The organism is Methanobrevibacter filiformis (assembly GCF_001639265.1).
Lineage (GTDB): Archaea > Methanobacteriota > Methanobacteria > Methanobacteriales > Methanobacteriaceae > Methanacia > Methanacia filiformis.
The window spans coordinates 1-14,990 of sequence record NZ_LWMT01000256.1; the positions used below are offsets into that span (position 1 = coordinate 1).

At 27.2% G+C, this 14,990-nt stretch carries 11 protein-coding genes and 2 pseudogenes; 12 read left to right on the top strand and 1 reads right to left on the bottom strand.

The window, feature by feature from the left end; translation table 11 throughout:
- Positions 1–245, bottom strand: a pseudogene (locus MBFIL_RS07845) (hypothetical protein); the annotation flags it as partial.
- Positions 246–937: 692 nt separating this feature from the next.
- Here MBFIL_RS07845 and MBFIL_RS07850 point away from each other — a divergent pair.
- From MBFIL_RS07850 to MBFIL_RS07900, 12 genes and pseudogenes are all read left to right on the top strand, one after another.
- Complete coding sequence (locus tag MBFIL_RS07850) at positions 938–2,515, top strand: anthranilate synthase component I family protein (RefSeq protein ID WP_066973295.1); 1,578 nt, start codon at positions 938–940, stop codon at positions 2,513–2,515.
- 312 nt (positions 2,516–2,827) lie between these two features.
- Positions 2,828–3,409, top strand: coding sequence for an anthranilate synthase component II (locus MBFIL_RS07855; protein WP_066973297.1), 582 nt, complete (start codon positions 2,828–2,830; stop codon positions 3,407–3,409).
- A gap of 11 nt (positions 3,410–3,420) precedes the next feature.
- Positions 3,421–4,431 (top strand): anthranilate phosphoribosyltransferase, encoded by a 1,011-nt coding sequence (gene trpD, locus MBFIL_RS07860; RefSeq protein WP_066973299.1) that lies wholly within the window; start codon positions 3,421–3,423, stop codon positions 4,429–4,431.
- Positions 4,432–4,558: 127 nt separating this feature from the next.
- Positions 4,559–4,732: a hypothetical protein gene (locus MBFIL_RS10660; protein ID WP_157078730.1), complete on the top strand. Its 174-nt coding sequence runs from the start codon at positions 4,559–4,561 to the stop codon at positions 4,730–4,732.
- A gap of 637 nt (positions 4,733–5,369) precedes the next feature.
- Positions 5,370–6,215, top strand: a complete 846-nt coding sequence (locus tag MBFIL_RS07865; protein WP_157078731.1) for a hypothetical protein — start codon at positions 5,370–5,372, stop codon at positions 6,213–6,215.
- Entirely contained in the window at positions 6,215–6,484 is a 270-nt protein-coding gene (locus MBFIL_RS07870; RefSeq protein WP_066973303.1) for a hypothetical protein, read from the top strand. Before MBFIL_RS07865 ends, MBFIL_RS07870 begins: the two co-directional genes overlap by 1 nt.
- A 222-nt stretch (positions 6,485–6,706) precedes the next feature.
- Positions 6,707–7,534 (top strand): indole-3-glycerol phosphate synthase TrpC, encoded by an 828-nt coding sequence (trpC, locus tag MBFIL_RS07875; RefSeq protein ID WP_066973304.1) that lies wholly within the window; start codon positions 6,707–6,709, stop codon positions 7,532–7,534.
- A gap of 39 nt (positions 7,535–7,573) precedes the next feature.
- Positions 7,574–9,583 carry a tryptophan synthase subunit beta gene (gene trpB / locus MBFIL_RS11335; protein ID WP_449405482.1) on the top strand — a complete coding sequence of 670 codons (2,010 nt, stop codon included), beginning with the start codon at positions 7,574–7,576 and terminating at the stop codon, positions 9,581–9,583.
- Positions 9,576–10,349 (top strand): tryptophan synthase subunit alpha, encoded by a 774-nt coding sequence (trpA, locus tag MBFIL_RS07885; RefSeq protein WP_066973306.1) that lies wholly within the window; start codon positions 9,576–9,578, stop codon positions 10,347–10,349. The genes trpB and trpA overlap by 8 nt, the downstream gene beginning before the upstream one ends.
- Positions 10,350–10,950: 601 nt before the next feature.
- A complete protein-coding gene (locus tag MBFIL_RS07890) occupies positions 10,951–12,504 on the top strand; it encodes an ATP-binding protein (protein WP_066973308.1) in 1,554 nt (517 codons plus the stop codon).
- Between the two features lie 242 nt (positions 12,505–12,746).
- Complete coding sequence (locus MBFIL_RS07895) at positions 12,747–14,300, top strand: ATP-binding protein (RefSeq protein ID WP_066973310.1); 1,554 nt, start codon at positions 12,747–12,749, stop codon at positions 14,298–14,300.
- A gap of 470 nt (positions 14,301–14,770) precedes the next feature.
- A pseudogene (locus tag MBFIL_RS07900) lies at positions 14,771–14,990 on the top strand (hypothetical protein); the annotation flags it as partial.

Genomic DNA, 14,990 nt, shown 5'->3' on the forward strand with positions numbered 1-14,990 from the left:
GCCTTTTCAAGTTTACGACCAGACCTTATACCATCAATCTGACCCATAAGAATATTTCTAGCAAGCATTCTCCTAGAATAAGCTTTCTTACCTGGAGTATCAGCATATTTAGAATGCAAATCACCAAAATCATACCGACTAACCAATTCCTCAATAAAAAAACAAATATGATTATCTGGAATAAAGTCCCTCAAATTTAAAGGAAGTAAAAACACCTGACCAATACTATCTTCATGCAAAACCATAAACACCAACTCAACAAAAACTAAAAAACATTAATACTATATTACACCCCATAATATTTAAAACTAAGCATAACTAAAAAGAATCAAAAAATAATTATTGCACAGCCAAGGAAGTAATAAAAAATAAATTTAATATTTTATTTTTATATTCTTTTCAGTATATTATAATTCTCACATTATATTTTTTAATTTTAATATTCATTATAATACAAACATTTATATATTTTCATTGACTAATAATATAACATGGTAATATGTAATCAATCATAAAAAATAGGATTGTAAAAACACTAAATAAAAATTTTATTAAATTTTTGAAAATAAACAATAGCTATTTATTATCCTTTTTCTTTTTGCATGTCACTTTCTTGTATAATTTGACGAAATAATTTATTTATTAAAATTAAGTTATTGTACAAAAATGTACTACAAAGATTTAAATAGTACTTTAACTAACTTATTTATACAACATATTTACATATTTATTAAAATATTTATTAAATTCTATTAATTTTTTCCAATTAATAAAATCATTCGTCGTGTTATGCTTAAATTTTGGAATAGCTTTTGTTCAAACTTTTATTTCCGAAGGAAATTTAGAGAAATCTCTGATTTCTCGTTTTCAAAAGCTTGTTTCCAATATTTGAATCTACATATTGAATTTGAAAAATAGAAATAAAAAGGTACGTATTATGATATTCCCCTCATTAAAACAATCAAAAACTATCATTAACCAACATGATTGTAAAAATATTCCTATTGGTTGCGAAATACTTTCAGATATTAAAACCCCTATGGAAGTACTGAAAATTTTGAAAGAGAACAATAAACACTGTTTTATGTTAGAAAGTGTAGAAAATTTAGAGAAATGGGGAAGATATACTATAATAGGATTCGATCCAATTTTAGAAATTACTTGTGAAAATAGCTTTCTTCAAATAAAAGGATATAAAAATCTAAATAAGACTACTAAAAATCCTGGAAAATACATTAGAGAAATAATTCATGAAAATAGAAGTCCTAGTCTTCCTGAATTTCCCCCTTTTACAGGAGGATTAGTTGGATACTTTGCCTACGATTATATTAAATATAGTGAAAGTTCACTTAACTTTGATCAGGATAACTCAAAAAACCAAAAACTTAAAAGTTCTTTTGAAAAATCATTTGATGAATCTTTTAAAGATGTTGATTTAATGTTATTTGATAAAGTCATAGTTTTTGATAATTTTAAGCAAAAAATGATTCTAATTGCAAATATTAAGGTTGAAAACATTGAAGAAGAATATAAAAAAGCAGTTTTTAAATTAAAAAAACTAATAAATTTAATTAAAAATGATAAATCAAATAGTAGCTTAAATAGTAGTTCAAATAATAGTTCTGAAAATAATTTTAAATTAAAAGGTGATTTTAAGCCATTATTTTCTAAAGAGAAATATTCAAAGATGGTTGATAAAGTAAAAAACTATATAAAAGAGGGAGATGTTTTCCAAGTTGTTTTATCTAATCCTTTATCTTGTGAAATTCAAGGAAGCTTATTAGATACTTATAGGATACTCAGAACAACAAATCCTTCTCCATACATGTTTTATTTTTCCAGTGAGGATATTGAAATTGCAGGAGCATCACCTGAAACCCTGGTTAAACTTCATAATCGACAATTATACACATTTCCTTTAGCTGGAACAAGACCAAGAGGAGGAACTGAAGAAGAAGATAAAAAACTTGAAAAAGAGTTACTTTCTGATGAAAAAGAACTTGCAGAACATAATATGTTAGTAGATCTTGGAAGAAATGATATTGGGAAAATTAGTGAGTTCGGGTCTGTCAAACTTGATAAATATCTTAGTATTGAAAAGTTTTCTCATGTTATGCATATTGGTTCAACTGTAACTGGAAAATTAAGAAAGGATAAAGATTATTTAGATGTTATTGATGCCATTCTTCCAGCAGGAACATTATCAGGAGCCCCAAAAATAAGGGCATGCGAAATAATAAATGAACTGGAATCTAATAAAAGAGGAATCTACGGTGGAGCTATTGGTTATATTAGTTTATCTGGAAATGTTGACACATGCATAGCTATTAGAATTGCATTTTCAAAAAACAATAGAGTTTTCATCCGATCAGGAGCAGGAATTGTTGCAGACAGTGTTCCTGAAAAAGAATTTGATGAATGCATGAATAAAGCTAAAGCAGTTTTAAATGCTTTAAAACTTTCTGAAGACTTAAGTAAAGGATTCATAATAAATAATAAGCCTCCAAACTTTTAAAAACGAGAAATCAAAGATTTCTCTAAATTTCTGTCACGAAATAAAAGTTTGAACAAAAGCTATTTCCAAAAATAAACTATTTAATCATAGGAAATGCTTTTATTAATATATTAACTGGAATTAATAATTTAACAGGAATTAATAAAGTTACTAGGAATTAATAATTTAACTGGAATTAATAAGGTTGCTATGATTTAATAATTTAACTGGAATTAATAAGGTTGCTATGATTTAATAATTTAACTGGAATTAATAAGGTTGCTATGATTTAATAATTTAACAGGAATTAATAAAAATATTAGAGTTGATAAAATGATTTTACTTGTAGATAATTATGATAGTTTTTCTTATAATTTGTATCAAATGATTGGAGAGATTAATCCAGATATAAAGGTTATACGCAATGATGCAATGGATTTAAATGAAATTCATGAGATTAATCCAGACCGTATTGTTATATCGCCTGGTCCTGGAAAACCTTCTGATGGTGGAATTTCAATTGATATTGTGAAAGAATTCTATAAAGAGATACCTATTTTAGGAATTTGTTTAGGTCATCAGTGTATATTTGAAGCTTTTGGAGGAGAAGTAAGCTATTCAAAAAAATTAGTTCATGGAAAAGTTTCTAAAATTGAATTAAATAATGAAAATCCATTATTTAAAAATTTAAAAAATGAAATTTCAGTAGGTAGGTATCATTCTCTTTCAGGAGTTGAAGATTCTTTACCAAAGGATATTTCAATAACAGCTAAATCAGAAGATGATGATGAGATAATGGCAATATCTCACAAACAGTATCCAGTTTATGGTCTTCAATTTCATCCAGAATCAATATTGACTCCTTGTGGTTCAAATATTTTGGAAAATTTTCTGAGTATATCTAAATTAGTTTAAGAGGTAGTATAATGATAAAAGAATCTATTTTAAAATTAGCAAAAAATCAGGATATTTCCTATGAAATGGCTGAGGAATCAATGAATGAAATAATGAGGGGTAAAGCCAGTGATGTTCAGATGAGTTCTTATTTAACTGCTTTATCCATGAAAGGAGAAACTATAGATGAAATCACTGCTTCTGCAGCTTCTTTAAGAAATCATTGCGTGAAATTATTGCCAGATATGGATGTTCTTGAGATTGTAGGTACTGGTGGAGATGGTTCCAATTCATTTAATATTTCTACAGTTTCATCTATTGTAATTTCTGCTGGTGGAATTCCAGTAGCTAAACATGGTAACAGGGCAGCTTCAAGTAAATGTGGGTCTGCTGATGTTTTAGAATCATTAGGTGTTAACATTGAATTGTCTCCTGAGAAAAGTAAGGCTTTGCTTAAAAAAATAGGTATTTGTTTTTTGTATGCTCAAAATTATCATATAGCTATGAAGTATGTAGCTCCAATTAGGAGAGAATTAGGAATTCCTACTATATTTAATATTCTAGGTCCTCTTTCAAATCCCGCAGGAGCCAATATGGAAGTCCTTGGAGTCTATGATGAATCTCTTGTTCTTCCCATAGCTATGGTTATTCATAATTTAGGCGTTAAAAATGCAATGGTCGTCTATGGTCAAGATAAATTAGATGAAATTTCAATATGCGCTCCAACCAAAGTTTGTGAGATAAAAGAAGGTAAATTCTCTCAATATACTTTAAATCCAGAAGATTATGGCTTTGAACTTAGTCCAAAATCATCAATAACTGGAGGTTCTCCTGCAGTTAATGCTCAAATTGCTCTTAACATATTAAACGGTGAAGAAGGACCTAAAAAAGACGCAGTAATTCTTAATTCTGCAGCAGGATTATATATTGGAGGTAAAGCACCTAGTTTTAAAAAAGGATTGAATCTTGCTGAAACCCTAATTGATGATGGAAGTGCAAAAGAAAAGCTAGAAAACTTTATTAATGTTTCAAACAGTATATAATAATATTAATACTATATACAATAGCATTAATAATGCATGACCTTTAATAGTAGTATAAATATCATCCATCATGATCCATCAACTTACTCTTCATCAATGCAATTACTTAATAAAACAATTTGATAATATGGGAGTTGTAAATATAGAAGATAATATACTAAAAATAATTGATAAAATAGCTAAAATGGAAGGAACTAATAAAGACAAAGTCTTAACAGATGTATTAAACAGAGGATTGGAGAAAAAATTAAACAAAGAACTAATAGGTGGAAAAATAGAAAGATTAAGCAATGGAAAATAAAAATAGCTAATAAAGATACATACAATCATAATCCAAGTGAAAATGATTTAAATTCAATAATTGGAATAGGTGAAGCACCAGAAGGCTTTAATCCTGTGGAAGCTGTAAATGATGTTAGGGTTAGAAAGTGGGAGTAATGATTTTTTTTAGATATGCAAGTTTCATAATATCATTATTTTTAAGAAAAACATGACTATTATAATGGGCTGTTGAATTATGGGAAAAAATAAAAACAAAGACAAATAACTTCAAAATGAGTTGTAGTAGAAGTTTTAAATGTTTTAATGTTAGATTAAAACAAAATATAGAATTAACTGAAAAAGTTTATAAAATTCATGACGAACAATTTAATAGTATTATATGATACTTATCATTATAGTGCTGTATGGAATACTTAAAACTATACTGTACTGAATGAGTACCTTTTAATGAATGTGTTTACATGGCAATGGAAAAATCAGGTATAAATGGTATATGAAATTTTAAGCTTTGATAAACATTTTGATTTAAACAAAAATATAAAAAGAATATATTAGTTAGTAAAATCATAAATATCATTAATATCTTTATAACTTATTATTTAAAATATGATTATTTAATAAAATCCTCAAATAATGGAAAAAATTAGCTGATTAATATGAAACACAGTTTATATGATGATTACAAAAAATTTGAGAAGATAATGGATAATTATGAGGATGGATCTGAGAGTATAGATACAAGTGATTATTCTTATCTAGCACCTACAACGTTAATACCTTTGTTATGTAACATTAATAAATATAATCTTAAGAAAATACATACTCATCAAAATACTGAGAAGTATGTTAAAGAAATACTTAATATGAAATCTACATTAACTAGAACTCCATATATGGTTCTCCCTCATAATGAAAAAGATAGACAAAATAAAGAATTAAGTCATAAAATGGCTTTAAGGATAAATGAGGATTATGGAGGATTTTATGTTTTAAGACATATTATTTCAGAACTTACAAATAACATATACAATCACACTTCTTTTGAAGATGGTTATGCTAATCAAGGTTATACATATGCTCAAGAATATCCTAATTTAAAAATGTTAGATATTTGTGTTATGGATGATGGACTATCAATTCCAGGAAGATTTAAAAAATCAGGAATTGAATTTACAGATGAATGTCATGCCATTGAAAAAGCCATAAGTAATCTTTCGACTGTTTCTAAAAATCCGCATGAACGAGGAAATGGATTGTGGACAACTGTTAAATTGGTTGTTGAAGGAAATAAAGGTAGTGTACTAATTGTTTCAGACAAAGGTTGCCTTCATATAAATGGTATCGAAGATTATAAATATAAGGTTTTACATAATAAGAATAAGTTCAAAGGAACTTTAATTTCAGTGAGATTAAATAAAAATAAAGTACAACATGTTTATGATTTAATGGAAACTTTCACTGGAAATCCTTACAAATATAATAAGAATGAAGGAGGCTCATAATGATAAGTAATAATGAAATAAAAATAAAGGACTCTATAAATTCTTCATTAGAAATGAATTCAGCAGCGTCTGAATTTTTTAAGGAAGTTAATGAGTTGCCTGATGATGAGATAAAAATTAGTTTTGAAAATGTTATATTTATGAGTCGTTCTTTTGCTCAGGAATATATTCTACAAAAAAATAAAACAAATAAAATTATAGATGAAGTTAATGTTCCAGAAAGCATTGCTCCATTGTTTAATATGCTTGAGAAACATTTAAAGACCTAATTATTATTTTTTTCATTATTTAGTAATACTTTTTATTCTTTTTTTAATTAATATCTTTTTTAATACTAACTAAAGTTATATTAATAACAATATTTAAACAATAATTTTTTATAATAATATTTAAATTAAATAAATTAATCAAAGTACTTCTAATAAAAAATTAAGAACATTTCAAGAGTTACTATAATTCAATAATTAATAATTCATTTAGGCTGAATTGGCATGATTTTAGATAAACTTGTAAAACATACAGAAGAAAGACTTAAAAATAAGAAAATTAATCTTCCAATTGAATCTTTAAAAGATAAATTAAACAACAAAGTAGATATTAATAATACTAATATTAATAATACTAATTCTAAATATTCTACTTCTTTTGAAGAATCTTTAAAAAATGATGGAATATCATTTATTTGCGAAGTTAAAAAAGCTTCTCCTTCTAAAGGAATGATTTGTAATGATTTTGATCCTGTAAAAATAGCTAAAGAATACGAAAATGCAGGTGCAGCGGCTATTTCAGTTTTAACAGAGCCTCATTTCTTTAAAGGTAATGATAATTATCTATCTAGTGTTGTGGATAATGTTTCTCTTCCAGTTCTTAGAAAAGATTTTGTAATTGATGAATACATGATATATGAGGCTAAGCTATTAGGTGCTTCAGCTGTACTTTTAATAACTTCTATTTTATCCTATGAACAATTAAAAAAGTTTATTGCACTTGCCTACAGTTTAAATATTTGTCCATTAGTTGAAACTCATACAAAAGAAGAGATAAAAATAGCTATTGATGCTGGAGCAAAAGTTATTGGTATTAATAATAGGAATCTTAAAGATTTTACTGTAGATGTTAATAATACAATAAATTTACAGGATTATATTCCAGAAGATATAAGAAATGATGTTATTATTGTTTCTGAAAGTGGAATAACTAAACCTGAGGATATAAAAATTCTAAGTGATAATAATATCAATGCTGTTTTAATTGGTGAATATCTTATGAAAAGTAATAGTAAGAAGATAGCTATTGAAAAGTTAAAGTCATTGGTATAGTTAGTGAAGACTTAAAAATATTTGATTATTGAGTATGAAATGATGAAAGAAAATAATATTAGAAATATTATTAAAAATACTATTAGAAATAATATTAGACATACTATTAAGGATGATAATATTAAGGATGATAATATTAAAATTAAGATTTGTGGATTAAGAAGACTTGAAGATGCAGAAATCATCAACAAACATCATCCAGACTATGTAGGATTTGTATTTGCAGAAAGTAAAAGAAAAGTAAGTTTTGATGAAGCTAAAGCCATTAAAAATCTTTTAAATACTGATATATCTGTTGTGGGAGTATTTGTAGATCCAAAAATTGAAGATATTTTTTATCTTATAAAAAATGGTATTATTGATATTATTCAACTTCATGGTAATGAAAATGAAGAGTTTGTAGCTAAAATAAAAGAATTTGATAATAATGTTAAGATTATTAAATCTATTGAAATGAGAGATAGTAGAAATAAAAATGGTGGAAATAATAGTGTAAATAAAGAGGAAAATAATAAAATTGATATTAAAAACACTATTAAGAGATGGGAAAACTCTGATGTTGATTATTTGTTGTTGGATAGTGGAAAAGGATCTGGAGAAGTTTTTGACTGGAGCTTAATAGAAAACATTAAGAAACCATTTTTCTTAGCTGGAGGCATTAATAGTGAAAATATTAAGAAAGCAACAGGTCTTAAACCTTATGCTATAGATTTAAGTTCTGGTGCTGAGGAAAATGGCTTTAAAAGTTCTAAAAAAATAGCTATTATTATGGATAAATTAAATGAGATGAAAAATATGAATAATGGAAGATATGGGAAATATGGTGGACAATATATTCCTGAAATATTAATGAGTGAGCTTATAACTTTAGAAGAGCAATATAACTTTTATAAAAATGATTTTAACTTCAATGAAGAGCTTCAAAGGTTACTTAATGAATATGCTGGTCGTCCATCACTTTTATACTTTGCAGAAAATATGACCAAAGATTTAGGTGGAGCTAAGATATATTTAAAAAGAGAAGACCTTAACCATACGGGGTCTCACAAGATTAATAATGTTCTTGGTCAAGTTTTGCTTGCTAAAAAAGTTGGTAAAACAAGAGTAATAGCTGAAACAGGTGCTGGTCAACATGGAGTAGCTACAGCAACTGCTGCTGCATTATTAGATATGGAATGTGAAATTTTCATGGGTGAAGAGGATGTTAAACGTCAAGCCCTCAATGTTTATAGGATGGAATTATTAGGGGCTAAAGTAAACACTGTTTACAGTGGAACAAGAACCTTAAAGGATGCAGTTAATGAAGCTATGAGAGAATGGACAAAAAGAGTTAGTGACACTCACTTTGTTTTTGGATCTGTAATGGGTCCTCATCCATTTCCAATGATTGTTCGTGATTTTCAAAGTGTTATTAGTCGTGAGATAAAAGAACAACTTTTTGAAATTGAATCTAAACTTCCAACAGCCGTTATTGCATGTGTTGGTGGAGGTAGTAATGCTATAGGCTCATTTTATAACTTCCTTAATGATGATGTTAGATTAATTGGTTGTGAAGCTGGAGGGAAAGGTGTTGATACTGAGTATCATGCAGCCTCTATTACAAAAGGAGAGATTGGAATTTTTCATGGGATGAAATCTTATTTCTGTCAAGGTAACTATGGTCAAATAGCTCCAGTATATTCGATTTCTGCAGGTTTAGATTATCCTGGAATTGGACCTGAACATGCTCATCTTCATGATACAAAAAGAGCAGAATACACTCCTATAACTGATGAAGAAGCGATTCATGCATTTGAATATTTAGCAGAAAAAGAAGGAATTATTTGTGCTATTGAAAGTGCTCATGCTATAGCTCAATTAATAAAAACAGCAAAAGAAATGGAAAAAGAAGATATTATCGTAGTTTGTCTTTCTGGAAGAGGCGACAAAGATGTTGAATCAATTAAAAATTACAAAATAGCTAAAACATCTAAAACATCTAAAATAGCTAAAACAGTTAAAATAGCTAAATCAGAGGAATTAAATGAAGGGAGTGATTTAATTGAGTAAAATCACAGAAGCTTTTAATAATGGAAAAGCATTTATTGGGTTTTTAACAGCAGGAGATCCTTCAAAAGAAAAGACAATAGAATATATATTAGCAATGGATAATGCTGGAGCAGATATAATTGAAATAGGTATACCTTTTTCAGATCCTGTAGCTGAAGGTCCAGTTATACAAGATGCTAATTTAAGAGCATTATCTAAAGGTATTAACACTGATGATATTTTTGATCTAGTTGAAGATGTGAGAAAAGAATCAAGTGTCCCTTTAGTTTTTCTTACTTATATAAACCCTGTTTTCTATTACGGATATGAAAAATTCTTTAAAAAATGTAAGGATGTTGGAATAAATGGGATAATTATTCCTGATCTACCATATGAAGAAAAAGGAGAAATTTCAGAATTTGCAAAAAATTATGATGTAGATGTAATCTCTTTAATAGCTCCAACCTCAAAAGATAGAATAAGGATGATAGCTAAAGATGCTACGGGCTTCATATATCTTGTTTCATCAATGGGAGTAACAGGCGTTAGAAATGAAATAAAAACAGATTTGAAAGAAATTATAGGTGAAATAAAGAGTATTACAGATGTTCCAGTAGCTGTAGGTTTTGGAATAAACACTCCAGAACAATCTATGAAAATATCTAAAATTGCTGATGGAGTTATTGTTGGTAGTGCAATAGTAAAAATAATTGAAAAATATGGTGGTAATTCTAAAGAATATCTAGAAGAGTATGTTTCTAAAATGAAAGATGCAACCAAAATTTAGATAATGTTTACTTTGCTTACTCGCTACATTGATTTAGAAATTTAAGAAATTTATGGTTATGAAAAATTGAACTGATGAATATGGCTGAGTGTGCTAAAACTTTGACTCTTGAAAAATGAATTATTATTAAAATCATTCTCCGTAATAACTTCAAATCATGACCATTTGTCAAATATCTTACTTTAGCCCTTTCTTAGCTTATTGTTATGTAACTTAGTTTACGGTTGGTTTTTTAAGCTTGTTATTTTCTTAAAAACATGTTTATTGGTCAAATGTGCTAATAAGTAGTATGCATTTTATAATAAAATGTAATACTAATTTTCTCGAGAGGCAACTTTTTGACTGAAACGCCTTATTCCATTTATAATACTTTTTTTACTTAAAAATATATTGTTTAATTTTGCTGAACTATTAATGATTATTATTTAATTTTCAGAAGTCTTCTTTAGAAATTAACACATTACTTTTCGACAGAGCCTTATTGTATGTCTAATATTGGTAATGATAATTAAATAAGTATAGTTAGAAATATTCAATAATTATATAAACAATTAAAAACAAAGAATATATTAAATAAACAATTATAGGGGGTAAATGAGACATGCAAAAATTACCTGCTGGAACACAATCATTTTCAATTTTAAGAGAAAATAATTATTTATATGTTGACAAAACAAAATATATCCTTGAATTAACTGAGTATGGGAGGATTAATTTTCTCGCACGACCAAGGCGTTTTGGAAAGTCATTGCTAGTTAGTACTTTAAAAGAATTATTTGAAGGGAATAAAAAGCTTTTTGAAGGATTATACATTTATGATAAATGGGATTGGGAAGATAATTACTCTGTAATAACTATAGATTTAGCTGGGGGAACTTATAATGCCTTAAATGATTTGGAAGCTAAACTTAAAGATATTATGGGTAGAATAGCTAGGGATTTTCAAGTAAATATATACAGTGAATCATTAGAAGAAAAATTCACAGATTTAATCAGTGAGATTTCTAAAAAAACAGATAAAAAGGTGGTTGTTTTAATTGATGAATACGATAAACCTATTATCTCAAATCTTCAAAATAAGAATTTAGACGAAATTCAAAAGAAATTAGGAAGTTTTTATGAAGTTTTAAAAACAAATGATCAGTATATTAAATTTATTTTTATAACTGGGGTGTCTAAGTTTGCTCAGGTGTCTGTTTTTTCAAAATTAAATCATGTAGATGATTTAACACTTATTGATGAGTTTAACTCTATCTGTGGATATACTCAGGAAGAATTAGAGGATAATTTCCAACCATTTATTCAAAAATTAGCTGATAAATTCCAAATGTCTTATTTTCATACTTTAGATAAACTTAGGTCATATTATAATGGTTATAGTTGGAATGGTGAAGATAGGGTATATAATCCTTATTCTACATTGTTGTGTTTTAAGCATGGTGAATTTGCTGAGGAATGGTTTAATACAGGTACTACGAGTGTTTTGGTTGATTATCCTATGGGTGCTTATAGTCTTAAGTCTATTGCTGAGCCAAGTAGAGTTAGTTATAATGAACTTAAGAATCCAACAACTGAAAATATTAAGGAAGAAGTGCTATTGTTTCAAACAGGGTATTTAACTGTGGATAATGTGGAAGTTGGTGAACGTGCGAAGTTTTATGATTTGAAAATTCCTAATTTAGAGGTTGAAACTGCTCTTTTTGAAAATCTCATAGCTCGATACTCTAAAATTTCTTTTAATGATATTTTAGATTATGCAAGTAAACTTTTGAAATATACAATTGATGGGGATTGCAAGAAAATAAAAGAAACACTTGGAGATTATTTATCCCCAATACCTAGTAATTTAAGAGGACAAGATGAAAGATACTATCATGTACTTGTATTCATGTTATTATACTCAGCAAAAATACATGTCCATAGCGAGGTACATGGCTATAAAGGAAATGCAGATCTAATAATTGAAGAAAATGATAATGTAATAATAATTGAGTTTAAACAAAGCAACAAAAGCTCATTTAACTACATGATAAATGAAGCATTGGAACAAATAGAAACACAAGAATATGGAAGACAATACAAAAATAAAAATATAATTAAAGGAGCTATTGTATTTAAAGACAGTGAAATAGGATGTAAATTAATTAAAGAATAATTTGGAAATACATAATAGAAAACAAGAATCTTAACTTATTTTTTAAAAATAAGATTTATTTTATTTTTTTTTAAATTAATAGGTTATGCAATGATTATTTTAGTTGATGAAAAAAGAAAATATTAAGTTAATAAATATGTTATTACTAAACTCTGAAATATGTAATAACGACATCCATAATTATATAAACAATTAAACACAAAAATATTAATTAGTATAAATGAATAAGAGGTAAGAAACTTATGCAGAAATTACCTGTAGGTAGACAAGACTTCACTACAATAAGGGAAAACAATTATTTATATGTGGATAAAACAAAATATATCCACAAAATGATAAAAAGTGGAGATATAAATTTTCTATCAAGACCACGACGATTTGGAAAGTCACTGCTCATCAGTACTTTAAAAGAACTTTTTAAAGGAAATAAAAAGCTATTTGAAGGACTATATATTTATGATAAATGGAATTGGGAAGAAAAATACCCAATAATACATATAGATTTTGGTGAGGGAGACTACACTACTCGGGATGATTTAAAAGACACTTTATCAGATGTTTTAGAGGATATAGCTGAAAATTTTGGTATAGAACTTAAAAGAAGAACTATACCTAAAAGGTTTGCAGAACTGTTTAAAAAAATTTATAATAAAACACAGAAAAAGATAGTGGTCTTAGTAGATGAGTATGATAAACCTATTACAAATAACCTCACTAAAAGCAATATAAATGAATTTCAAGAGGCACTTGGAAGTTTTTATGAAGTTTTAAAAACAAATGATCAATATATTAAATTTATATTTTTAACTGGAATTTCCAAATTCACCAAAGTGTCTGTATTCTCAAAATTAAATCATGTCGATGATTTGACACTTATTGATGAGTTTAACTCAATGTGCGGATATACTCAGGAAGAATTAGAGGATAATTTCCAACCATTTATTCAAAAATTAGCTGATAAATTCCAAATGTCTTATTCTGATACATTAGATAAGATTAGAGTGTATTATAATGGTTATAGTTGGAATGGTGAAGATAAGGTATATAATCCTTATTCTACACTGTTGTGTTTTAAGCATGGTGAATTTGCTGAGGAATGGTTTAATACAGGTACTCCGAGTGTTTTGGCTGATTATCCTATGGGTGCTTATAGTCTTAAGTCTATTGCTGAGCCAAGTAGAGTTAGTTATAATGAACTTAAGAATCCAACGACTGAAAATATTAAGGAAGAAGTGTTATTGTTTCAAACAGGGTATTTAACTGTGGATAATGTGGAAGTTGGTGAACGTGCGAAGTTTTATGATTTGAAAATTCCTAATTTAGAGGTTGAAACTGCTCTTTTTGAAAATCTCATAGCCAGATACTCTAAAATTTCTTTTAATGATATTTTAGATTATGGGAGTAAACTTTTAAAATATACAATTGATGGGGATTGCAAGAAAATAAAAGAAACACTTGGAGATTATTTGTCCCCAATACCTAGTAATTTAAGAGGACAAGACGAAAGATACTATCATGTACTTGTATTCATGTTATTATACTCAGCAAAAATACATGTCCATAGCGAAGTACATGGCTATAAAGGAAATGCAGATCTAATAATTGAAGAAAACGATAATGTAATAATAATTGAGTTTAAACAAAGCAGCAAAAGCTCACTTAACTACATGATAGATGAAGCATTGGAACAAATAGAAACACAAGAATATGGAAGGCAGTACAAAAATAAAAATATAATTAAAGGAGCTATTGTATTTAAAGACAGTGAAATAGGATGTAAATTAATCAAAGAATAATAATCCTAAATACATAAAAGAAAACAAGAAGATTAAGATCTTATTTTTAAAATAAGATTTATTTATTTTTTAAATTAAATTAATAGGCTGTGCAACAATTTAATTAATGAAAGAATGATTTTAAAGGGTTTAAACTAAAATTTAACCATTAAATTTCTTAAATTTTGGTTGATGGACATCCTATTAATTCAAGCTTTGATAAACCCATTTAACTAGCTATTTTTCAAGGAAGATTAAAATCATGACTAATGTATAAAATTGTTATACAGTAAAATGATCCTTATTTCAGTTACAATAATAATTGGTATGTATTTCCTCAACCAATGAATGTAATATTTTTTTCATTTTTTTTCATATATTATTGGCTGTGCAATAATTATTTTTTGATTCTTTTTAGTTATGCTTAGTTTTAAATATTATGGGGTGTAATATAGTATTAATGTTTTTTAGTTTTTGTTGAGTTGGTGTTTATGGTTTTGCATGAAGATAGTATTGGTCAGGTGTTTTTACTTCCTTTAAATTTGAGGGACTTTATTCCAGATAATCATATTTGTTTTTTTATTGAGGAATTGGTTAGTCGGTATGATTTTGGTGATTTGCATTCTAAATATGCGGATACTCCAGGTAAGAAAGCTTATTCTAGGAGAATGCTTGCTAGAAATATTCTTATGGGTCAGATTGATGGTATAA